The following is a 23,127-nucleotide window of genomic DNA, read 5'->3' as shown; positions in this document are numbered from 1 at the left end:
CTGAATTTCATGGACAAAAGGCGCGAAAGCAAGGGCTGTCGCGCCTTTTCCGGATCAGCGCGGAAAGCTCTGCTGGTTTCCGGCGTCCACATTGATGATGTTGCCGGTCGACTTGGCCGAGGCGTCGCTCGCAAGGAAATAGATCGCCTCCGCAATGTCTTCGGGGAAGACATTCAGCTTCAGCATGGAGCGCTTGCGATAATGTTCCTCAAGCTCGGAAACGTCGATTTTGGAAGACGCCGCGCGCTGTTCACGCCATTCGCCGTCCCATATCTTGGAGCCGCGCAGAACCGCATCCGGGTTGACCACATTGACGCGAATGCCCGCATCCGCGCCTTCCAGCGCCAGACAGCGCGCCAGATGGATTTCCGCAGCCTTTGCAGCGCAATAGGCCGAAGCATTGGGGGATGCAGCAAGCCCGTTCTTGGATGCGACGAACACCACATTGCCACCGTTCTTCTGGCGGCGGAACAGGCGGAATGCTTCTCGCGACACAAGGAAATAGCCGGTCGCCAGAATGTCGATGTTGCGGTTCCACATGGAAAGTTCGGTGGTTTCCACCGGCGCGGATGAAGCGATACCGGCATTGGACACCAGAATGTCGATGCCGCCAAGCTCGACACTGGCTTCGACAAAGGCATTGGCTACGCCGTGCTCGTCAGTGACATTCAGTTCGACGCTGCGAACCTGATCAGCACCAAACCGCTTTACGAGATTGTCGTGAGCGGTTTTGAGCGATCCTGCGTCAATATCCGCCAGAACCACGCAAGCGCCCTCGCCCGCCAGCCTTTCGGCGGTCGCAAAACCAATGCCGCCAGCGCCGCCGGTGATGAATGCAACGCGGCCCGCAAGGCTCTTTGGCTTCGGCATACGTTGCAGCTTTGCTTCTTCAAGCAGCCAGTATTCGATATCGAAGGCTTCCTGTTCCGGCAGGCCCTGATATTCCGATACGCCGGATGCACCGCGCATCACATTGATCGCATTGACATAAAACTCACCTGCAATGCGCGCCGTCGCCTTGTCGCGGGCAAAGGACAGCATGCCGACGCCGGGAATGAGGAATATCACCGGATTTGGGTCGCGCATTCTGGGTGAATTGTCATGCCTGCACGCTTCGTAATAGCGCTTGTAATCGGCGCGATAGGCTTCCAGCGCCCCCTCAAGTCCGGCAACCACGGCATCGACATCGGGCTTCGCCGGATCGAAATCGACAACCAGAGGACGGATTTTGGTCCGCAGGAAATGGTCCGGGCAGGAGGTGCCAAGTGCTGCGAGCGGATGCAGATTATTCGAGTTCACGAATTCCAGCACCGCATCCTGATCGTCAAAATGGCCGAGCTTGCGCTCGTCCTTGCCGATCAGCCCGCGAATTTCCGGCATCAGCCGCGCGGCGATGGCGCGGCGCTCGGAAGCGGCCAGGCTTTGCGCGGCAGCGCCACCGAAAACAGCCTTGCCTGCCGTCTTTCGGTCCAGCCATTCGATGGCCTTGTTGATGATGGCGAGCGTGGTTTCGTAGCAGGTGCGGGCATCGTCGGCCCAGGTGAAAAGCCCATGGCTTTCAAGGACAACACCCTTGGCGTTTGGGTTTGCCTTCACGAAGGCTTCAAGATCGAGGCCGAGCTGAAAACCGGGGCGGCGCCATGGCAGCCAGCCGATTTCGTCACCGAAAATCTCGGCCGTCAGTTCACGGGAGTTTTTGGAGGCTGCGATGGCGATGATCGCATCGGGATGCATGTGGTCCACATGCTTGAAAGGCACGAAACCATGCAGCGGCGTGTCGATGGAAGCGGCGCGCGGGTTGAGATTGAACGTGCAGTGCGGCAGGAAGCCGACCATGCGGTCCTCGTCCTCGACGCCTTTATAGATGCCTTTCAAAGCGTTGAGCTTGTCCTGATAGAGCGTGGCGAAACCGTCGAGCTTGATCGTGCCGACATCGCCGCCCGAGCCCTTGACCCAGAGAACCTGCACCTTCCCGCCGGTGAGCGGATCGGTTTCCTCGACCTTGGCGGAGGTGTTCCCGCCGCCGTAATTGGTGATGCGCTTGTCGGAACCGAGCAGATTGGAGCGATAGAGCAGCTTGCCCGGCTCATCCATCGTTGCCGCCCTGGCGTCATCCCACCGGTTTTCGAGAAGCCTGCTCTGGGCCACCATGTCATCCTCCCAATGCTGTTATGGTGGATCGCAATCCGCATGTCCGGGCCATGTGCCCGTCCGATGCGCCAGCGATCATGTTAGCGGCAGATATGACGTATGAAAGGAATTGCTGTCAATCACAAACAATCATCTTCAATCATTAATGTGATTATTGTGCGCTGTTGTGATTGTTTGTGATTGACATGCGCAGGCTTTTTGCCTGATACAAGAAAAAGGAGGAGCCATGCACGAAAGAGAGCGCCACCGCATCATCCTGAGCGCAGTTCAGGAAAAGCCGGTGATCACCATTCAGGATCTGGTGGAACTGACGGAAGCGTCGGAAGCGACCCTTCGCCGGGATATCGCGTCGCTCCATATGCAGGGCCGCATCAAGCGCGTGCGCGGCGGGGCCGAGGCAATCCATCCGCCGCAGTTCGCCAGCCTGACCGGACGTCCCTTCAAGGTTTCGGAATCGGAAAATGCGGATCGCAAGCGCGCCATCGCCCGCGAGGCCGTGGCGCTTTGCGAGGAAGGCGACAGCATCATCATCAATGGCGGGTCCACGACTTTCCAGATGGTGCATTATCTTGCCCCGCGCCGCTTGCAGGTGCTGACCAATTCCTTTGCCATCGCGGAGCATCTTCTGCGTCAGTCGAAGAGCACGGTGATCGTGCCCGGCGGCGCGATCTATCGCGACCAGAGCCTTATCCTGTCGCCGTTTGACAACGACGTCATCCGCAATTTCTACGGACGGCGCATGTTCATGGGCTGTCAGGGCATCAGCCCGCTCGGGGTGATGGAGTCCGATGCGCTGATCATCCAGAGCGAACAGAAGCTGATGGGCCAGGCGGACGAACTTGTCCTGATGGTCGATTCGACGAAATTCACGCGCCGTTCCAGCCTCATCCTTTGCCCTCTCGACCGGGTCAGCACGCTGATTACCGATGACGGCATTTCGGAGGAAGCGCGGCGCATGGTGGAAAATGCGGGCATCCGGCTCATCGTGGCGCAGGTTTCCGCAAATGCAGGCAGGGGTGACGAAGGCGGAGGTTCCGCCGAGGTAGCCTGAGCCGGACCTGACCTACACTCCGGTTCCGAACCGGACGAAGCGAAACATATGTCTTTATACTGGGAGGAATGAGACATGAAACTTTTCAAGAAACTTGTACTGGGTACAGCGCTGGCCGTGGCCTTCATGGCTACCCACGCGCAGGCCGCCGACATGAAGATCGCGCTTGTCGCAAAGTCGCTCGGCAACGGCTTCTTTGAAGCTGCCAACAAGGGCGCGCAGGAAGCCGCCAAGGAACTGGCCAAGGGAGGGGATAGCGTAGAGGTCATCTATACCGGCCCGACCACGACGACGGCGGAAGGCCAGATCGAGGTCATCAATTCCCTGATCGCGCAGGGCGTTGACGCCATCGCCATTTCTGCCAACGACCCGGATGCGGTCGTCCCTGCCCTGAAGAAAGCCGCGCAGCGCGGCATCAAGGTCATCTCGTGGGATTCGGGCGTCGCGCCTGAAGGCCGCATCGTTCACCTCAATCCGTCCTCGAACGAACTGATCGGCAAGATGTGCCTCAAGCTCGCCGCCGATCACCTGCCGGATGGCAAGGGCGATTTCGCGATCCTGTCTGCTACCACCACTTCGACCAACCAGAATATCTGGATCGGCGAGATGAAGAAGCAGCTGAAAGACTTTCCCGGCCTCAATCTGGTGACGACTGTTTACGGTGACGATCTGGCCGACAAGAGCTACCGCGAAGCGCAAGGGCTTCTCACCTCGAACCCGAATGTGAAGGTCATCGTGGCGCCGACCACCGTTGGCGTCCTCGCCGCCTCGCAGGCCGTGAAGGATGCGGGCAAGATCGGCGAAGTCTATGTGACGGGCCTTGGCCTTCCCTCCGAAATGGCGGGCGCCATCAAGTCGGGCGCGACCAAGGAATTCGCGATCTGGAACCCGATCGACCTCGGCTATTCGGCAACCCAGATTGCCTATCACCTCGTCAAGGGCGATGCCGATGGCAAGCCGGGTTCGGAAATCGAAGCCGGGCGCATGGGCAAGATCAAGATCGGCGATAACGGTGAAGCGGCAATGAGCGATCCGTTCGTCTATGACGCGTCGAACATCGACGAGTTCTCCAAGGTCTTCTGATCGGAAAAGCGCATCCCGAAAGGTGGAAAACGGTTTTCGGAAAAGATGCGCGCACAAAAGAGGCATTGGGTGTCGCACCCAATGCCGCCTGTCGCTTTCCAAACCCGATTTTAGGTATCTGCGATGAATGCAGCCTTTCTATCCAACGGGCAATCCGGGGGCCAATCCGGCGGCCAATCCGTCGGAGAGCCGGCGCTTGCCGCCACGGACCAGCCCATTCTGGAAATGCGCGGCATCGCCAAGACCTTTCCGGGTGTGCGAGCGCTTGATGACGTGAACATCGCGCTTTATCCCGGCAAGGTGACGGCGCTGATCGGCGAGAACGGCGCGGGAAAATCCACGCTCGTGAAAATCCTCACCGGTATCTACCAGCCCGACGAAGGCGAAATCCTTATCGACGGCAAGCCGGTGCACTTCGCGACGGCGCAGGATGCAACCGATCACGGCGTTACGGCCATTCATCAGGAAACCGTGCTTTTCGACGAATTGTCGGTGGGTGAAAACATCTATCTCGGCCATGCGCCGCGCACGAGGTTGGGCTTTGTCAACTGGAAGGCCGTTTATGCGCGCTCACAGGCGCTGCTGTCGTCGCTGGAAACGACGGTCGATGCGCGTATCAAGCTGAAGGAACTGTCCATCGCGCAGCGCCATCTGGTCGCCATTGCCCGTGCGCTGTCGGTGGATTCACGCATCGTCATCATGGATGAGCCCACCGCTGCGCTTTCGCGCAAGGAAGTGGACGATCTGTTCCGCATCGTGGCGCGGCTGAAGGCGCAGGGAAAGGCCATCCTGTTCATCAGCCACAAGTTCGATGAAGTTTATGAAATCGCCGACAATTATGCCGTTTTCCGCGACGGTCACGCTGTCGGACACGGCGCACTGGCCGATACGCGGCAGAATGATATCGTGCGCATGATGGTCGGGCGCTCCGTCGAGCAGGCTTTTCCGAAGCAGGATGTCGCCATCGGCAAGCCCGTGCTGAAGGTTGAAAACTATTCGCATCCGACCGAATTTCGCGGCATTTCGTTTGAGCTGCGCAAGGGTGAAATCCTCGGTATTTATGGCCTTGTCGGTGCTGGGCGTTCGGAGTTCGCGCAGTCGCTCTTCGGCATCACCAGGCCTTCGAGCGGCCGTGTCGTGCTGGAAGACCGCGAGATCAGCATCCGCCGCCCCGGCGATGCGGTGGCGCATGGGATCGTCTATGTGCCGGAAGAGCGCGGACGCCACGGCGCCGTGCTGCAATTGCCGATCTTCCAGAATGTGTCGCTGCCCTCGCTTGCCCGCACGTCACGCAACGGCTTTCTGCGCATGGCGGAAGAACTGGCGCTGGCGCGCAAATATGCCGAGCGTTTCGACCTGCGCGCCGCCGCACTTTCGGTCCCTGTCGGAACCCTATCCGGCGGCAACCAGCAGAAGGTCGTCATCGGCAAGTGGCTTGCCACCAGCCCGAAGGTCATCATTCTCGACGAGCCGACCAAGGGCATCGACATCGGCTCCAAGGCCGCGGTCCACGCCTTCATCAGCGAACTGGCGGCAGAAGGCTTGAGCATCATCATGATCTCGTCGGAACTGCCGGAAATCATCGGCATGTCGGACCGGGTGATGGTGATGCGCGAAGGGCTGATGGAAGGCATGTTCGAGCGCGCCAGTCTCGACGCGGAAGTGCTGGTGCGCGCCGCCACCGGAAACACGGAGTAGACGATGAAACAGTTGCTCAAGCAGCGCGAACTCCTGCTCCTCGTTATCATCGCGCTTATGGTGGGGCTGTTCGCAAGCCGCGCGCCGGGCTTCGCCAGCGCCGGAAATCTGGCGAATATTTTCAACGATACGTCGATCCTGATCATCATCGCGCTCGGGCAGATGGCGGTGATCCTGACAAAATCCATCGATCTGTCGGTCGCCGCCAATCTCGCCTTTACCGGCATGGCGGTCGCGATGCTGAACGCGACCTATCCCGGCCTGCCGCTGGTGCTTCTCATCGTGCTGGCCGTTGGCATCGGTGCGGTTCTGGGTGCGATCAACGGCATTCTCGTCTGGAAGCTCAACATTCCGGCCATTGTCGTCACACTGGGTACGCTTACCATCTATCGCGGGATGGCCTTCGTGCTCTCCGGCGGCGCGTGGGTCAATGCGCACCAGATGACGGCGCCGTTTCTCAACACGCCACGCACGGTGGTTTTCGGCCTGCCGCTGCTTGGCTGGACGGCGATCCTGATCGTCGCGCTGATCTATGTGCTGTTGACGCGGACCTTCTTCGGGCGCGCGCTTTATGCCTCGGGCGGCAACCCGACCGCCGCCGTCTATACCGGCATCGATGTGGGGCGCACGCGCTTCTTCGCCTTTGTGCTGTCGGGCGCGCTTGCCGGGCTTTGCGGCTATCTCTGGGTGTCGCGCTATGCCGTCGCCTATGTGGATGTTGCAGCCGGGTTCGAACTCGACAGCGTCGCGGCCTGCGTCATCGGCGGCATCTCGACGCTTGGCGGGATCGGTACGGTTGCCGGTGCGGTGCTGGGCGCGCTTTTCCTCGGCGTCATCAAGAACGCCCTGCCGGTCATCGACATATCGCCCTTCTGGCAGATGGCGATCTCCGGTTCCGTCATCATTCTGGCCGTGATCTTCAATGCGCGGCAGGAAAAGCGGCGCGGACGCATCATCCTGCGCGACAAGGCCGCAAAGACTTATGAGGAGGCTGCGGCATGAATAACGAACAGCGCCGTCACATTCCCGACCGGCTCGGAACGCCTTTCTCGCGCATCTTCGCAAGCTGGGAAATGCTTCTGCTTGGCGTGGCGATTGCGATCTTCATCGCCAATTCCTTCGCCTCGCCCTTATTTCCTCAATGCCTGGAACCTGTCGGACGCCACGTTCAACTTTACCGAAAAGGCATTGATCGCCTTCGCGATGACGCTTCTGATCATTTCCGGTGAGATCGACCTTTCGGTCGCCGCCATCATCGCGCTTGCCTCCACGGCCATGGGCGCGGCGGCGCAGGCTGGCGTCGGCACTCCCGGCCTCGTCCTGATCGGCATCGGCACGGGTCTTGTCTGCGGCGCGATCAATGGCGGGCTGGTTGCAGGGCTGAAACTGCCCTCTATCGTGGTCACCATCGGCACGATGAGCCTGTTTCGCGGCATTTCCTATATCGTGCTCGGCGATCAGGCCTTTGGCGGCTATCCGGAAAGTTTTGCCTATTTCGGACAGGGCTATGTGTTCTGGGTGATCTCGTTCGAATTCGCGCTGTTTGTGCTCTTTGCCCTGCTGTTTGGCGTGCTCCTGCACCGGACCAGTTTCGGGCGCCGCATCTATGCCATCGGCAACAATGAATTTGCGTCGCGCTTTTCCGGCATTCCGGTCGAGAAAACCAAGTTTGTGCTTTTCCTCATGACCGGGGTGATGAGCGGCATTGCTGCGGTCTGCCTTACCTCGCGCCTCGGCTCCACGCGCCCGTCCATCGCGCAGGGCTGGGAACTGGAAATCGTCACCATGGTGGTGCTTGGCGGCGTGTCGATCCTCGGCGGCTCGGGCACGATCGTCGGCGTGGTGATCGCCGCTTTCGTGATGGGCCTCGTGACCTTCGGCCTTGGTCTTCTCAATGTGCCGGGCATCGTCATGTCGATCTTCATCGGCCTGCTTCTGATCGTCACCATTTCACTGCCCATCCTTGTCAGGCAGCTCAGGGCGAGGCGCGCTGCATGACCAGTGAACGCTATGCATTTCGCATGAAGCTGAACCCCGGCATGGAAGCGGAATATCGCCGCCGCCATGACGCGATATGGCCGGAACTGGTGGAACTCTTGCACAAGGCTGGCGTGTCGGACTATGCCATCTATTTCGATGAGGAGAGCAGTGCCCTCTTCGGCGTGCTGACGCGCAGTGCCAATCACGGCATGGCCGCCCTGCCCGATCATCCGGTGATGAAAAAGTGGTGGGCGCATATGGCCGACATCATGGCGACCAATCCGGACAATTCGCCGGTTTCGGTGGACCTCAAGCCTGTCTTTCATATGCCATGAAGCGCCCATGAAACACATTGCCATTCTGGATATAGGCAAGACAAACGCCAAGGTCGTTGTGCTGGATGCGGCGAGCGGCGAAGAGATTGCGGCCAGCCGCATGCCCAATATTGTGCTGCGCGATGGTCCCTATCCGCATTATGACATTGACGGGCTGTGGCGCTTTTTCTTGAAAAGTCTTGCAGCTTTTGCCCGAGATCCGGGCTTCGACGCCATTTCAATCACGACGCACGGCGCATCAGCCGCCCTTGTCGCGGCGGACGGCACTCTGGCGATGCCTGTCCTCGATTATGAACTCGACTATCCGGCAGAAATCCGTGCCGCCTATGCCGCCATCAAACCCGATTTCAAGGATACGTTTTCCCCGTCGCTTTCGCTCGGCCTCAACCTTGGTGCGCAGCTTCATTTTCTGAAGACCACGTTTCCAGACGATTTTGCGCAGGTGCATTTCATATTCACCTATCCCCAATATTGGGCGTGGCGCCTGACCGGCATAGCGGCCACGGAAGTGACGTCGCTCGGGTGCCACACCGATCTATGGCTGCCGAAGGAATCCGCCTTCTCGCCCCTCGTTGACCGGCTGGACATTCGCGAGAAATTTCCGCCGCTTCGCTCTGCCTTCGATGCGCTCGGCAATGTGCTTCCTGAAATTGCCGAGGAAATCGGCCTGAGCCGGTCTGTGCCGGTTCATTGCGGCATTCACGATTCTAACGCCTCGCTGCTGGCGCATCTGATGGATCGCGATGGTTCGTTTTCGGTGGTTTCGACCGGGACATGGGTCGTCAGCTTTGCCGTTGGCGGCAATCTCGACGGGCTGGACCCGGCGCGAGACACTCTGGCCAATGTCGATGCCTATGGAAGAGCGGTGCCTTCTGCGCGTTACATGGGCGGGCGCGAGTTCGACCTCATGACCGAGGGATTGTCCGTGCCTCCGGCCGCCGAATTGCCTGATATTGTGGCGCGGGTGCTGGAGCGGCGGATCATGGCGCAGCCTTCGGCCGTTCCCGGCTGCGGCCCCTACCCGCATTCCAGCCTTCGCTGGATCAACGCGGAGACGACCAGCGATGCGGAGCGCCATGTTGCCGCCTGCATCTATGCCGCGCTGATGACGGAAACTTGTCTTCGGCTGCTGGGTGCCGATGGCCCGGTCATTGTCGAAGGCCCGTTTGCTGGAAACGTGACCTATCTTGAAGCCCTCGCGAACTTTACGGGCCGCGATGTTGAAGCGGTCACGGGATCGACCGGCACCGCGCTTGGCGCCGGATTGCTTGCAGGCGCAACCGTTCCCGAAAAACATGGCAGGATATTCAAGCCACGCAACGACGCCTATGCCGCCTACCGAAGGCAGTGGCTGGCGAATACAGTATAGCTGAATAAGCCGGAAGCCGGATTGGCTTCCGGGCCTGATCGTCAGTCCAGCGCCTTCTGCCGCGTTTCCACATCGATGAAGAAGGCGATGATGCCGGCCAGCGCCAGAAGCCCCGCAAACAGTGCTACTGCCACATAGAAACTCTGGCTGATGACGAGCGCCAGCGCGGACGGTGCAAGCAGGCCGCCAAGGCGAGCCATCGCGCCTGCCGCTCCCATTCCGCTTGCGCGCAATCCGGTCGGGTAAAGCTCCGGCGTGAAGGCATAGAGCGCGCCCCATGTGCCAAGCAGCGCAAAGCTCATGATGAGAATGGACGCACCCACGACTGCGGAACTGTTGGCGACGGTAAAGAGCGCGCAGGCGGCAGCGCTGATGAACAGGAAGGCAATCAGCGTCTTCTTGCGTCCCCACGCCTCGACGCCATAGGCGGCAAGCGCGTAGCCCGGCAATTGCGCCAGTGCAACCACGACAAGGAAGCCGTAACCGCGGACAAAGCCGAAGCCGTCACCGGCGAGCTTTGCCGGTATCCAGGTGAAAATGCCGTAATAGGAAACCGAAACGAGAAACCAGATCGCCAGTGTCGTCAGCGTGCGCTGGCGCAGATTGGGCGAGAGCAGCTTTTCATTCGTGACCATGAGCGGCGCTTCGAGGCGGGCTTTCGGCGGCAGTTCTGGCTTGCCGTTGCGGCGAAGCACGCGGTTCATGACTGATTTCGCTTCTTCCGGGCGTTCCGACTTGAGAAGATGCATCGGGGATTCCGGCACCCAGAGGCGCAGCCAGATGCCGATAAGAGCGGGGGCTGCCGTGACGATGAAGATATAGCGCCATGCATCCTCGACGCCCGCGAGACTTGTCGCCCAGGCCGCAAGCGCAATGATAACCGTGCCGACCGCCCAGAAGCCTTCCAGCATCACGAGCCAGCGGCCACGGTTCCTCGCGGGCAGGAATTCCGCCATCATCGCGTAATCGACCGGCAAGGTTCCACCCACTGCCACACCCGTCATGAAGCGCAGGGCAAGCAGAATGCCGAAATTTGGCGCAAATGCCGAAAGCAACCCGAACACGGCATCGCAGGCGACGGTAATCAGAAGCACGCGGCGACGACCGTATTTGTCCGCCAGCCTGCCGAATGCGGCAGCACCGATCAGCATGCCGAGGAAAAACAGCGTGCCGGTCTGCAAGGCCTGCGGGATGGTGAGCCCGAATGTCCGCGCGATGGATGCGCCGGTAAAGCCGACCGCCAGCACCTGCATGGCGTCGGCGGCCCAGACCAGACCGAACACGCCCAGAAGACCGCGTTGAAATGCGCCCGTACCTGCCTGATCGAGCGTCTGTTCAATGGTAACTTTCATGCCGCGATGTGTCCCCTGCTACCGGCTGAAGATATGTTGCCTTTTACAGCGCTGACAGCGGGGTGCTGTCAATCGCCCTTTTCAGATATTGCCCGATCTTTTGCCTGCAAATATTCCCAGAAGCTTTCTGCATGGGCCGGAAGTGCTGCATCATGACGATAGATGCGGATTTCGACAGTGACGTCCCAGTAGGGATCGGCAGAAGCCGGTACGAGCTCGCCTCGCCGCAATTCGTCGTAGATGAGGCTCTCCGGCAGCCATGCGGTGCCCCAGTCGGCAACCGCCATGGCCTTGAGACCGATCGACATGGTGTTCTCGTGGACTACCTGACGCTCGAACGCGTTGCCGGATGCAAATTTCTGCGACAGTACGGCCCCGAAGAAGGAAAAGTCGCCATAGCTCAGATATGGCAGCGCTTCTCCGCTGGCAATGGCGTGGTCGAGCGTCGGCCCTGCCGGCGAAGGGCGCGAGACCGGCAACAGCCGTTCCGTGCCAAGCACGATATAGGGAAATTGCGTGCGGTCGATGAGGATCGGCACCGAACTGTGCGCATAGGTCAGGAAGAAATGTACCTCCCCTTCCGTCAGCGTCGCTATGTTGTCCTCGAAGCCGCCGCGATCCGGACTGAGCATTGAGCGTATGCCGCCAATGTCATTCTCGATCTGCTTCAGCCAGTGGGGGAAGAAGGTGACCGTCAGCGTGTGCAGCGCTGAAAATGTGAGGACGGGGTTTTGAACCTCGCGGCTCGGCTGCAGCGCCTTGCGCGTGTTGTAGAACTGGCGAACGGTTTCCTGCGCGACAGGCAGGAAGGTCCGTCCCTCGCGGGTAAGTTCGGCCGGAAACGTCGCCCGGTTGACCAGTGTAACGCCCAGCCAGAGTTCAAGCTGCTTGATGCGGCGGGAAAACGCGGATTGCGTCACATGACGGGTATCTGCCGCGCGCGAGAAACTCGACGTTGCCGCCAGCGCGATGAAGTCTTCCAGCCATTTCAGTTCCATGGGGCGGGCCTTCTCAAGGGGAGGTGATGCGTATGATCATAATTAGCGCTTATTTTCTTCTACACTAATTGCAAATGAAAACGTCATCGGCTCACCATGCCGAAACCCGATTTCGCAGATGTTCTCATGAAATATATATGTAAATAGATTTGAAATTTTTAGGCGATTATTCAATTCAAATGCAGGTGATCTGTCATAGTGGGAATTGAATATAGGTAGTGTAAAAATTGAAATACCAGTCAAATATATAGGTGTTGCGGCAAGTGATGCCGAATGTATATATCACCACGTGATCCGAGAAACGATTTTTCCACCGTGGAAGGATGATAATGCGTTTATATATTTATAGTTTGTGTTTCTTGTCTTCTTTCTCTCTGTTCGTTCCTTTGTCCGCTCATGCGGATGCCAATAACACCCCCGGCGTGAAGAGTGAAAAACTGCTGGAGTCCGAACAATCGTGGGATGGGACGGTTTACAAGTCCTATCCGGAAGGTACGCCTCAGCTCTCTGTTTTGAAAATTACCATTTCACCTTTCACACGTCTGGCGTGGCATGAACATCCGGCCCCGAATGTTGGCTACGTCTTGGAGGGGGTTCTAACCGTGGAGAAAAAATCCACCGGTGAAAAACGCACCTTGAAGGCGGGAGAGGTGCTGCCGGAAACGGTTGATATTGCTCACCGGGGTTATACCGGCAAGGAGGGAGCCACGATTCTGGTCTTCTACGCTGGCAAGAAAGGGCTCCCCCTCTCCCGCCCCGCGCAATGATTTGAAAGGCTGCGGGCCGCGCCGATGCCTGAAGTATGAGAGGCGATCTTCCGTCTCTCATACTGCCGTTCTCGTTTGTTTCCCCACCTCTGCCCCTTATGCAATTTCTGCATAGTTATTGCAAAACATAGCATTGGCGGCTCCAAAAGTTTTTTCCTACCGTCCCGACCAATCAATCACACAGATGTCCGAGGACGTGTTTTGGCCAGGGTAATTTATTTGAACGGCGCTTTCGTCGCTGAGAATGAAGCGAAAGTGTCGGTGTTCGATCGCGGCTTTCTTTTTGGTGACGGGATTTACGAAGTCAGCGCTGTCATCGATGGCCGTCTTGTCGATAACGAACTTCACCTGGCTCGTCTGGAGCGTTCCGTCAAGGAACTCGGAATACCATTGCCTGCCTCGCTGGATGCGATCCGCGCCGCGCAGATCGAACTCATCGTCCGCAACAAGATGCACGAAGGAGTCGTCTATATGCAGGTGACGCGCGGCGAAGCCGAACGCGATTTCGTCTATACGGATGACATCAAGCCCAATTTCGTCATGTTCACGCAGGCGAAGAACCTCGCCAATGCGCCATCGGTCCAGAACGGCGTGCGTGTGGACGTTGCGCCGGATACGCGCTGGGCGCGCCGCGACATCAAGACCGTCATGCTTCTGGCGCAGGTGCTGGCGAAGAAACAGGCCAAGAGCAAGGGTTTCCACGAGGTCTGGCTGGTCGAAGACGGCTTCGTCACCGAAGGCGGCTCCTCGACGGCATTCATCATCACGGCTGACAATGTGCTGGTAACGCGGCCCAACTCGCATGCCATCCTGCCCGGCTGCACGCGCCGCGCCGTCATCAAGATCGCGGAAGAACAGAACCTTCGCATCGAGGAGCGCCTGTTCACGGTCGATGAGGCAAAGGCCGCCAAGGAAGCATTCCTCACGAGCGCATCGAGCTTCGTGACGCCGATCATCGGCATTCAGGATCACACAGTCTCTGACGGCAAGCCCGGGCCACTCACCCGCCGTCTGCAGGAGATCTACATGGACATGGCTCGCACGGGAGCGGAGCCGGTATTTCAACCTTAACCTCAAAAAATGAAAGCAAGAGGGGAAAATGACAATAAAAAGACTACTGAAACAGACAGCCTATGGTGCACTTTTTGCCAGCGCGGCAGCGCTGGCAGGTGCGGGAACCGCATCGGCAGCCACCGAAGGTTACGGCGACTGCCCGCTGACCGGTGAAAAGGGTTCGGCCAAGATCAATCCGGCGGTCGACGGACAGTTCACCGTCATCATCAACCTGCCCGCCCTTGGCCAGTTCAACGGCGATACGCCCGATACCATCAAGGACGGCTATGAATTCTGCATGGCCGTCAACATCGCGCATCGTCTGGGCCTCGACAAGGTAAAGCTCGTCAACGCCTCATTCGATTCCATTGTGGCCGGACAGAACAAGGATTACGACATCGCGCTCGCGCTGATCTCGGTCACCGAACCGCGCAAGAAGGTCGTGGATTTCTCGGTTCCTTACATGAGTTCCGCTTACGGTGTCGCCGCGCGCGCCGACAAGCCGGTGACGGAAGCCGACATGAAGACCGGGAAGATCGGAACGCAGGCCGGTACGACGCTGGTTCAGTTCGCACAGGACACGCTGAAGGTCGCAAGCCTCGACGTGTTCGACGATACGGCGTCGATGTTCACCGCCCTTGCCGCAGGCAAGGTCGATGCCGTGATGACCGATCTTTCGATCATTCTCGGACAGGTGCACAATTCCAACGGAAAGCTGGCGGTTGTCGGCAAGTATGAGTCCGGCGGCCAGACCGCAGGCATCTACCCGAAGGGTTCGGAAAACAAGAAGGTCATCGATCAGCTGATCGAGGACATGGAAAAGGACGGCACGCTGAAGAAGCTCGAAGCCGCCTACCTGCTTCCGTCCTGGGGTACGTCGCCTTCCGACGTTCCGCTCTGGAAGCCTTGATCTGACGGTTCCCGGGTCGCAGCCGCAACGTCGGTTGCGGCCCGGACCGACTGTTCCCCATACTGTTTCAGCGAGAATAAATCATGTCTTATCCGGCACCGGATGCAGGCGCGGAACGCGCGCGGCAATGGCGTGTCCGAAACAAGGTTCGCACCCATGGCGGTCGTTCCCTGTTCGCTTTCGTCTTTTCCTTCCTCACCCTTCTGGCTGCGGGCCAGACGGTCTATAGCGTTTCGGCCTATACGATTTCGCAGGGCTGGCCCGAACTGCCCGTCGTCGCGGTCGGCACGGCCTTGCTGCTGGCGCCGCTCGCCGTCCTGTGGTTTGCATGGCGCGCCGTGCAGATTTCGGGCGAATCCGGAAAGAGCACGGACATTTACCGTGGCCGCGAACTCGGTGCAAAGGCATCCGACCTTTCCTGGCAGGTGATTTCCTATGCGGTGGCGGTCCTCATCATCTGCGCCGGCGCGTGGTTCATGATCGTTAATGACGCAGCCGTCAGCCGGACCTTCTTCGACGTCAGCCTGATCGCCAAATCGGCGGGCACGGTGCTGAAGGCCTTCGGCACGAATATCGTCATCTTCTTCGTCTCGGCCATACTCATCCTCGTCTGGGCGCTCGTCATCGCCATTGCGCGCACCCTGCCGGGTAAGGCTGGCAAGCCGATCCGCGTGCTTGCAACGCTTTACAGCGATCTGTTTCGCGGGCTTCCAGCCATCATCACGATCTATCTCATCGGTTTCGGCCTGCCGCTGACCGGCCTGCCGATCCTCAAGGACCTGTCGTCCAACGCCTATGCCATCATCGCGCTGACGCTGACCTACGGCGCCTATACGTCGGAAGTCTATCGCGCAGGCATTGAAAGCGTGCATCCAAGCCAGATCGCGGCGGCGCGTTCGCTCGGCCTCTCCTATGCGCGCACCATGCGCTATGTGGTTGTGCCGCTGGCCGTGCGCGGCATCATTCCGCCGCTGATGAACAATTGCATCAGCCTGCAGAAAGATACCGCACTGGTCGCCATCATCGGCACCATCGATGCCTTCAACCAGTCGAAGATCATCGCGGCGAACTACTTCAACCTGTCGGCTGTCACCACTGTCGCCATCCTGTTCATCGTCATCACCATTCCGCAGGCCCGCTTTGTCGATCGCCTGATCGAACGTGATCGCAGAAAAATGCGCTCGAGCATGTAAGGGGACGGACAATGGCACTCGTAGAAATCGACAAGGCATACAAGCGCTATGGCGCGCTGGAAGTTCTGTCCGGCATCAGCCTCAACATCGAGGAACATCAGGTCGTGTGCCTGATCGGACCTTCCGGCTGCGGCAAGTCCACATTGTTGCGCTGCATCAACCGGCTGGAAACCATCGACGAAGGCGAAATCCGGCTGCACGGCGACCGGGTCACCGGGCCGGGCGTGGACCTCGACATTCTGCGCCGGGAGATCGGCATCGTCTTCCAGGGCTATAATCTGTTTCCGCACATGACGGTGATGGAGAATGTCACGCTGGGACCGACGAAGGTGCTGGGCATGCCGGTGAAGGAAGCCCAGGAAAAAGGTCTGGCGCTGCTCGCACGCATCGGGCTCGATCACAAGGCGAAGGAATATCCGGACCGCCTGTCCGGCGGCCAGCAACAGCGCGTCGCCATCGTGCGCGCCCTGCTGATGGACCCGACGCTGCTGCTGCTTGATGAAATCACCTCGGCGCTCGATCCCGAACTGGTGTCGGAAGTGCTGGACATTGTGCGCGATCTTGCCAAGAAGGGCATGACCATGGTTCTGGCCACGCATGAAATGGGTTTTGCCCGCGAGGTTGCGGACAAGGTCTGTTTCCTGCAAAACGGCAAGGTCTATGAAGAAGGCCCTCCGTCGCAGATTTTCGGCAATCCGCAAGGGGAGCGCACGCAGGCTTTCCTCAAACGCATCATCGAGGCCGGGCGTCTTTGACGCCCTGCCCCTAGAGCATTTCCTGTTTCCTTGAATCATTGGAAATGCTCTATCTATTTGTTTTGTCGGATTATCCTACGCAAAACCGCTTCGCACTTTTGCTGGAAATGCTCTAGCATCAACGGAAAATGACCATGACTGGCAAGGCACGCGACTACGGCATCATTTGCGGCATCATGCAGCCGGGCGAGAATAACGCCATCACCGATGTGCCGGGCGTGCGCGTGGGGCACCGCACCTTGCGCAGCGGCGATATAAACACCGGCGTGACGGCGATCATCCCGCATGACGGCAACCTGTATCGCCGCAAGGTGCTGGCCGCTTGCGATGTCATCAACGGGTTCGGCAAGAGCACCGGTCTCGTGCAGGTCGAGGAACTGGGCACGCTGGAAACGCCGATCCTGCTGACCAACACGTTCGGCGTCGGAACCTGCGCCAATGCATTGATCCGCGAGGCGATTGCGGCCAATCCCGATATTGGCCGTACCACGGCAACCGTCAATCCGGTCGTTCTGGAATGCAATGACGGCCCGCTCAACGATATTCAGGCGATGGCCGTTACGGAAGCTGACGCAAGGGAAGCTCTGAAGTTTGCTGAAACGACTGTTGGCGAAGGCAATGTCGGTGCAGGCACCGGCATGAGCTGTTTCGGCTTCAAGGGCGGCATCGGCACCTCCTCGCGCCAGTTCGAACTGGGCGGCAAGGTGCATCATCTCGGCGTTCTGGCGCTCACCAATTTCGGTCGGGCCGGTGATCTGGTTCTTCCCGATGGACGCAGGCCCTCGCCCAAGGCCGAAGCGCAACCGGAAAAGGGTTCGGTCATTCTGGTGCTTGCGACCGATGTTCCGATGGAACACCGCCAGTTGAAGCGCGTGACGCGCCGCTGCGGCGCAGGGCTGGCGCGTCTCGGCGCCTTCTGGGGCCATGGAAGCGGCGATATCGCCATCGGCTTTTCGACGGCGGTGACATTCGATCACGATGAAGCGCGTGATGTGGTCGAGATCGCCGTGCTCAATGAAAACCGCATCGATACCTTGTTCCGCGCGGCAGTGGAGTCTACGCAGGAAGCCGTTCTCAATTCAATGTGCATGGCCGAACCGATGCGCGGGCGCGCCGCAAACCGCTGCTCGCTTGCCGACTGGCTGGAAAACGACAGAGGCTAGACCTTGGCGGAAGCTGACGGCTTCCACACACAATCCTGATATTTCCTGTGCATTGCCACAATTGACTTCGATCATCCGCTGATGGTCGAAGGCGAAGGATGGCATTATGCCACCCAAACGCGACTCGACGTGGCCCAAGGTATACTCCCACGAGCTTGGGGTGCCTGGGTGCTGCCGTTGCAGATATAAGGGCGTCTTGTTTTCGGTGGGTGAATACCGTCCGAGGACAGCACCGGAATTTCAGGACCCATTTATTGACGATATCGCTTGTTCGCCTGACCGTATTAGGAAGCATCCTGCCAATGCTGGCGGCGTGCGTCACTGTTGGTCCCGATTATCAGACGCCGAATGTGGTGACGCCTGCCGGTTGGAACAGCAGGGCTGACAGCCGTATCCCGCAACTGGGCGACTGGTGGAAAAAGCTGAAGGACCCGGTTCTGGATCAGCTGATAGCGGACGGTATTGCAGGCAGCCCCGATGTCGCGACTGCGAAGGCAAAGGTGCGGCAGGCTCGCGCCAATTACACTTCGGCGGGCGGCGCGCTTTATCCGAAGCTCGATGGCGACGGGAGCTACAAGCGATCTGACACCCCGGCGACATTCGCCACCAATCAGTCGAGCATGGGCTTCAACACCACGTGGGAACTCGATCTTTTCGGCGGCAACAAGCGCGGCGTGGAAGCTGCCTATTACAATGTCGAATCCGCAAATGAACAATTGCGGGCGGCGCTCGTCACGCTGATCGGCGATATCGCCACCAATTATGCCCGGTTGCGCGGTGCGCAGGCCGATATTGCCATTGCGCAGCGCAATGCCGCTTCCCAGCGACAGACCGTTGCACTGACGCGCAGCCAGCTTGAAGCTGGCCAGATTTCTCAGGTCGATCTTCTGAATGCGGAAACGCAGGCCAGCAGGACAGAATCCCAGGTGCCGGGACTGCGGATCAACTATGCCCAGTATCTGAACCAGTTGTCCGTCCTGACCGGGCGGTCTTCATCGTCGCTGGCCAGCGTTCTGGACAAGCCGCGTCCGGTCCCGGCCATTCCGGGCAAGATATCAGCCGGACTTCCGGCCGATCTGTTGCTGAGCCGCCCCGATGTCCGTGCAGCCGAACGCGATTATGCAAGTTCCAATGCCAGCGTCGGCCAGAAGCAGGCCCTGCTCTATCCAAGTGTTTCGCTCACGGGGGCCATCAATACGGGCGGCGCCAATTTCGGCGATCTTGGAAAGCTGTCGACGATCAGCTGGAACTTCGGCCCAAGCCTGACCGTCCCGATCTTCCAGGGCGGGAGATTGAGCGCGGATGTGGATGCCGCGCGCGCTGCGCGCGACCAGTCCTTCATCGCCTATCGCAAGGTCATCCTGACGGCGCTCAGCGAAGTTGAAAATGCCAGCGTATCGCTCAACCAGAACCGTCTGCGCGTTGCGCAACTGCAGAAAATCGTGAGCAACAGCCGGAAGATCAACGAGTTGACGCTGGAGCAGTACAGGGCGGGCACCAAGAGCTTCGTGGATGTGCTGACGGCGCAACGCGATCTTCTCGGCGCGGAAACCGAGCTCAGTCAGGCGCGGACCGAGCTTGTGCTGAATTATGTCGCCTTGCAGAAAGCGCTTGGCGGCGGCTGGAACGGCATCATCGACGTTGCGAAGCCGGAAGTCGTTGACAGCTATACAGGCCCCCGCATCGTCAAAACGACACGGATTCCTCCGCTGACAACCGATAAGAGACCACTATGAAACCCAAGTCGAAACGCCGTTTTCGCTGGCGCCTGTGGCTGGCGGTCCTCATCGCGTTGCTGATCGTCGGCTATTTCGTCGTTCGTGCGCTGACCAAGGAAGAGCCCCTGCCCGCCACGACAGAGATCAGGCGCGGCGAGATTGAAAGCTCGGTTCTTGCCACCGGCACGCTGCGGCCTAAAAATCTGGTCGCAATCGGCGCTCAGGCGACGGGCCGCATTCTTTCCCTGAAAGTGAAACCGGGCCAGCAGATAAAAGCCGGAGAGGTCGTCGCCCTGATCGACTCGACCAACCAGCAGAACGAACTGAACAAGGCCCAGGCGTCACTTCGCCAGAACGAAGCCACCCGTGCCCAGAATCTTGCCGATCTGGAACTGGCCCGGCAGGATCTGGCGCGTAACCAGATGATGATCGGCAAGAATGCCGTAGCGCGCGCCGATTACGACAAGGCGGTCAGCACCGTGAAGGTGAAGGAAGCGCAGGTCGAGAACAGCGAAGCGGCAATCGCTGCCGCGAAGGTCGAGGTGCAGATCGCCGAGACCAATCTCGCTTATACCCGCATAACCGCGCCCATCGATGGAACGATCCTCGCGACCGTGGTTCAGGAAGGCCAGACCCTCAACGCGCAGCAGAGCGCGCCGACAATCGCCATTCTGGGCCAGCTCGACACCATGAGGGTGGAGGCGGATATTTCGGAAGCGGACGTGACGCAGGTTCGCGAGGGGATGCCGCTTTATTTCACCATAGCGGGACAAAATTCGAAGCGTTACGATGCCGAGCTGGAAAAGATCGAACCCGCACCGGATTCCATCGTCAGCGACAAGAGCTTCACGACTACGGCAGTAAGTTCGTCCTCCAGCACTGCCACCGCTTCCGCCATTTATTACAAGGGCATTTTCACGGTTCCCAATCCGGATGGGCTGCTCAGGACCTATATGACCACCGAGGTTCATATCGTGCTCGCACGGGCAAAAGACGCCTTGATCGCGCCCGTAACCGCTCTGCAAGACACGGACGAACCCGGCAAGGCCAAGGTGCGCGTCGTGACCGGCGCTGGCAAGATCGAAGAACGGACCGTCGAAACCGGCATTACCGACAAGGTGAATATAGAAATTCGTTCGGGCCTGAACGAAGGGGACAAGGTCGTGACCGACAATCAGGTCGCGGCCCCCGCCCCGGCTGGTAGCTGACATGGCTGATGCGCCGCTGCTCTCGCTCAAGGGCGTCTCCCGGCATTACCCCTCGGGCGACGACTTCACGACGGTTCTGAACCATGTGAACCTGACCATCGAGCGGGGCGAGATGGTGGCGATCATCGGTGCGTCCGGTTCGGGCAAATCGACGCTGATGAACATTCTCGGCTGCCTGGACCGGCCGTCTGAAGGCGAATATCTGATTTCCGGCCGCGCCACATCGGAACTTGAAGCCGATGAACTGGCGCAGTTGCGGCGTGAGCATTTCGGTTTCATCTTCCAGCGCTATCATCTGCTGGGCGAGCTGGATGCGGTGGGCAATGTCGAAATTCCCGCCATATATGCAGGCCAGAAAAAGGAAGAACGGCGTCAAAAAGCCCGCATGATCCTGCAACGACTCGGGATGGGCGAACGCACGCATCATCGCCCGAGCCAGCTTTCCGGCGGACAGCAGCAGCGCGTTTCCATCGCCCGCGCGCTCATCAACGATGCGGAGGTCATTCTTGCCGACGAACCGACCGGCGCGCTCGACAGCCATAGCGGTGAAGAAGTTCTCGGCATCCTTCAGGAGCTCAACCGTGAAGGGCGCACCATCGTCATCGTGACGCATGACCGGCAGGTCGCCGCCCGTGCGCAGCGCATCATCGAAATTCGCGACGGCGAGATCATTTCGGATACGAGAAACGGTGAAACCGAACGCCCTGCGACGTCCGTGCCGGTTGAACAGGCCCCCGCCAGGCCAAGGCTTTTCGCCGGGATGTGGGATCGCTTCAACGAGGCGTTTTCGATGGCGCTTCGCTCGATGAACGCGCACCGTCTCCGCACCTTTCTGACCATGCTCGGCATTATCATCGGCACGGCATCGGTTGTCTGCGTGGTTGCACTGGGACAGGGGTCGCAGAAGCAGATTCTCGAGCAGATCAGCGATCTGGGCACCAATACGCTCTATATCAGCCCCGGCAAGGGATTTGGCGACCTGAAAGCGGCGCTTATCACCACGCTCAATCTGGCGGATGCGACCGAAATCGCGAAGCTGCCCTACGTTCTGGCGGCAACGCCGTCCAGTTCGACCAGTTCGACGATCCGCGTCGAGGACAAGGAAGTCAGCGTTTCCGTGAGCGGGGTCGGCGCAGATTATTTCGTTACCCGCAACAGCAAGCTGCTCGAAGGCCGCTTTTTCGATCAGCGCAACGTCAACGATCTGGCGCAGGTGGCGGTGGTCGATGAAACCGCCCGGAAGACGCTCTTTCCTCACGAAGCGGGTTCGGTCGTCGGCAAGACTATCCTTCTGAGCAAGGTGCCGGTACGGATCGTCGGCGTGGTCAAGGCCGAGGAACGCGGCATGGGTAGCGCGCAGCGGCTCGAAGTCTATGTCCCTTACACCACCGTGCAGACACGCATGACCGGCTCGCGTTCCCTGCAGATGATCCTTGTGCGCGTCGCTGACACGATGGACCCGTCTGAAGCGGAAAAGCTGATAACGGCATTCCTGACCAAGCGGCATGGCGAAAAGGATTTCTCGATCTTCAACACCGACAGCCTGCAAAAGACGATTCAGGCCACCACTGCGACGCTTGCCCTTCTCGTATCCAGCATCGCCGGCATATCGCTTTTCGTTGGCGGCATCGGGGTGATGAACATCATGCTCGTCGCCGTGTCGGAAAGAATCAACGAGATCGGCGTCCGCATGGCGATCGGCGCACGCCAGAGCGACATCCTGCAGCAATTCCTGATCGAGGCGATTCTGGTCTGCCTGATCGGCGGGGTTCTGGGCGTACTCATCGCCGTCGGTTTCGGCCTGCTGTTCGCGCAGTTCAACTCGATGTTCCAGCTCATCTATTCGCCGGCATCCATCGTGGTTGCGCTTGTCTGCTCCAGCCTGATCGGCATCGGTTTCGGCTTCATTCCGGCCCGAAATGCCTCGAGGCTCGACCCCGTCGTCGCGCTGGCACGGGACTGACGGGTGAGTCTGCCCGCGTCAGCGGCATTTACCTCCGGCGATGCGTGGAATGGCAAAATTAACAGGCCGCCGTCGCTACCTGTAATTGTTCGAATTCGAATAAATCAATATAAGAAACGTCTTTATCAAGCTGTTATTGTTTGGTTTTGTGTTGCAACCGATGGTGATATGCGTTGCGAACTGCCTTCCGGCGGCACGATTTGGCTGCAAGAAATTTCTGTCGTCTGGGCTGTTTCGGAAGGGGGTTGTTAACCTTCATTTTTTATTACTTGGGCTCATTCAGGCGACAGTATCTATGGTTCAGGTATCATGCGTAATTTGAGAGAAAATTTCCCCCCATCGACAGGAAATCGTGCAGAGAACGCTCAGGACCCGAAGCA

The 23,127-nt window shown here is 59.1% G+C and carries 18 protein-coding genes and 1 pseudogene; 16 read left to right on the top strand and 3 right to left on the bottom strand.

Features of this window, described 5'->3' with window-relative positions; genetic code table 11:
* Positions 1-54: 54 nt before the first annotated feature.
* The gene (locus tag OINT_RS15610) at positions 55-2,151 is read right to left on the bottom strand and encodes a bifunctional rhamnulose-1-phosphate aldolase/short-chain dehydrogenase (RefSeq protein ID WP_006468844.1); all 2,097 of its coding nucleotides are present in this window, start codon (positions 2,149-2,151) and stop codon (positions 55-57) included.
* 226 nt (positions 2,152-2,377) lie between these two features.
* On the opposite strand from OINT_RS15610, the gene OINT_RS15605 reads away from it, so the two are divergent.
* From OINT_RS15605 to OINT_RS15575, 7 genes and pseudogenes are all read left to right on the top strand, one after another.
* On the top strand, positions 2,378-3,202 hold the full coding sequence (locus tag OINT_RS15605) for a DeoR/GlpR family DNA-binding transcription regulator (protein WP_006468843.1): 825 nt from the start codon (positions 2,378-2,380) through the stop codon (positions 3,200-3,202).
* Between the two features lie 75 nt (positions 3,203-3,277).
* A complete protein-coding gene (rhaS, locus tag OINT_RS15600) occupies positions 3,278-4,285 on the top strand; it encodes a rhamnose ABC transporter substrate-binding protein (RefSeq protein WP_006468842.1) in 1,008 nt (335 codons plus the stop codon).
* 225 nt (positions 4,286-4,510) lie between these two features.
* A complete protein-coding gene (locus OINT_RS15595; RefSeq protein WP_230350341.1) occupies positions 4,511-5,983 on the top strand; it encodes a sugar ABC transporter ATP-binding protein in 1,473 nt (490 codons plus the stop codon).
* A 3-nt stretch (positions 5,984-5,986) separates the two neighbouring features.
* Positions 5,987-6,985 carry an ABC transporter permease gene (locus tag OINT_RS15590; protein WP_006468840.1) on the top strand — a complete coding sequence of 333 codons (999 nt, stop codon included), beginning with the start codon at positions 5,987-5,989 and terminating at the stop codon, positions 6,983-6,985.
* Positions 6,982-7,981, top strand: a pseudogene (locus tag OINT_RS15585) (ABC transporter permease). Before OINT_RS15590 ends, OINT_RS15585 begins: the two are co-directional and overlap by 4 nt.
* Positions 7,978-8,298, top strand: a complete 321-nt coding sequence (gene rhaM, locus OINT_RS15580) for an L-rhamnose mutarotase (protein ID WP_006468839.1) — start codon at positions 7,978-7,980, stop codon at positions 8,296-8,298. The pseudogene OINT_RS15585 and the gene rhaM overlap by 4 nt, the downstream one beginning before the upstream one ends.
* 7 nt (positions 8,299-8,305) lie before the next feature.
* A complete protein-coding gene (locus tag OINT_RS15575) occupies positions 8,306-9,667 on the top strand; it encodes an FGGY-family carbohydrate kinase (protein ID WP_006468838.1) in 1,362 nt (453 codons plus the stop codon).
* A 41-nt stretch (positions 9,668-9,708) separates the two neighbouring features.
* Here OINT_RS15575 and OINT_RS15570 read toward each other — a convergent pair whose 3' ends face one another.
* Positions 9,709-11,019: an MFS transporter gene (locus OINT_RS15570; RefSeq protein ID WP_006468837.1), complete on the bottom strand. Its 1,311-nt coding sequence runs from the start codon at positions 11,017-11,019 to the stop codon at positions 9,709-9,711.
* 68 nt (positions 11,020-11,087) lie between these two features.
* Complete coding sequence (locus tag OINT_RS15565) at positions 11,088-12,017, bottom strand: LysR family transcriptional regulator (RefSeq protein WP_006468836.1); 930 nt, start codon at positions 12,015-12,017, stop codon at positions 11,088-11,090.
* Between the two features lie 329 nt (positions 12,018-12,346).
* Here OINT_RS15565 and OINT_RS15560 point away from each other — a divergent pair, with 329 nt between their 5' ends.
* The 9 genes from OINT_RS15560 to OINT_RS15520 all read left to right on the top strand — a co-directional run bounded on the left by OINT_RS15560 (position 12,347) and on the right by OINT_RS15520 (position 22,747).
* A complete protein-coding gene (locus OINT_RS15560) occupies positions 12,347-12,784 on the top strand; it encodes a cupin domain-containing protein (RefSeq protein WP_006471015.1) in 438 nt (145 codons plus the stop codon).
* A gap of 201 nt (positions 12,785-12,985) precedes the next feature.
* Positions 12,986-13,855, top strand: a complete 870-nt coding sequence (locus tag OINT_RS15555) for a D-amino-acid transaminase (protein WP_006471014.1) — start codon at positions 12,986-12,988, stop codon at positions 13,853-13,855.
* Positions 13,856-13,883: 28 nt separating this feature from the next.
* Complete coding sequence (locus OINT_RS15550) at positions 13,884-14,747, top strand: ABC transporter substrate-binding protein (protein WP_006468833.1); 864 nt, start codon at positions 13,884-13,886, stop codon at positions 14,745-14,747.
* Between the two features lie 83 nt (positions 14,748-14,830).
* A complete protein-coding gene (locus tag OINT_RS15545) occupies positions 14,831-15,940 on the top strand; it encodes an amino acid ABC transporter permease (protein WP_006468832.1) in 1,110 nt (369 codons plus the stop codon).
* 11 nt (positions 15,941-15,951) lie between these two features.
* Positions 15,952-16,695, top strand: a complete 744-nt coding sequence (locus tag OINT_RS15540) for an amino acid ABC transporter ATP-binding protein (RefSeq protein WP_006468831.1) — start codon at positions 15,952-15,954, stop codon at positions 16,693-16,695.
* Between the two features lie 134 nt (positions 16,696-16,829).
* Positions 16,830-17,858: a DmpA family aminopeptidase gene (locus OINT_RS15535; RefSeq protein WP_006471013.1), complete on the top strand. Its 1,029-nt coding sequence runs from the start codon at positions 16,830-16,832 to the stop codon at positions 17,856-17,858.
* A gap of 254 nt (positions 17,859-18,112) precedes the next feature.
* A complete protein-coding gene (locus tag OINT_RS15530) occupies positions 18,113-19,594 on the top strand; it encodes an efflux transporter outer membrane subunit (protein WP_112669803.1) in 1,482 nt (493 codons plus the stop codon).
* Complete coding sequence (locus OINT_RS15525) at positions 19,591-20,784, top strand: efflux RND transporter periplasmic adaptor subunit (protein WP_006468827.1); 1,194 nt, start codon at positions 19,591-19,593, stop codon at positions 20,782-20,784. The genes OINT_RS15530 and OINT_RS15525 overlap by 4 nt, the downstream gene beginning before the upstream one ends.
* A gap of 1 nt (position 20,785) precedes the next feature.
* Complete coding sequence (locus OINT_RS15520; protein ID WP_006468825.1) at positions 20,786-22,747, top strand: MacB family efflux pump subunit; 1,962 nt, start codon at positions 20,786-20,788, stop codon at positions 22,745-22,747.
* Positions 22,748-23,127 lie beyond the last annotated feature (380 nt).

Source organism: Brucella intermedia LMG 3301 (assembly GCF_000182645.1).
GTDB lineage: Bacteria > Pseudomonadota > Alphaproteobacteria > Rhizobiales > Rhizobiaceae > Brucella > Brucella intermedia.
Note: the sequence above shows the minus strand (reverse complement) of the source record. Positions and strands in the feature narration are given on the sequence as shown.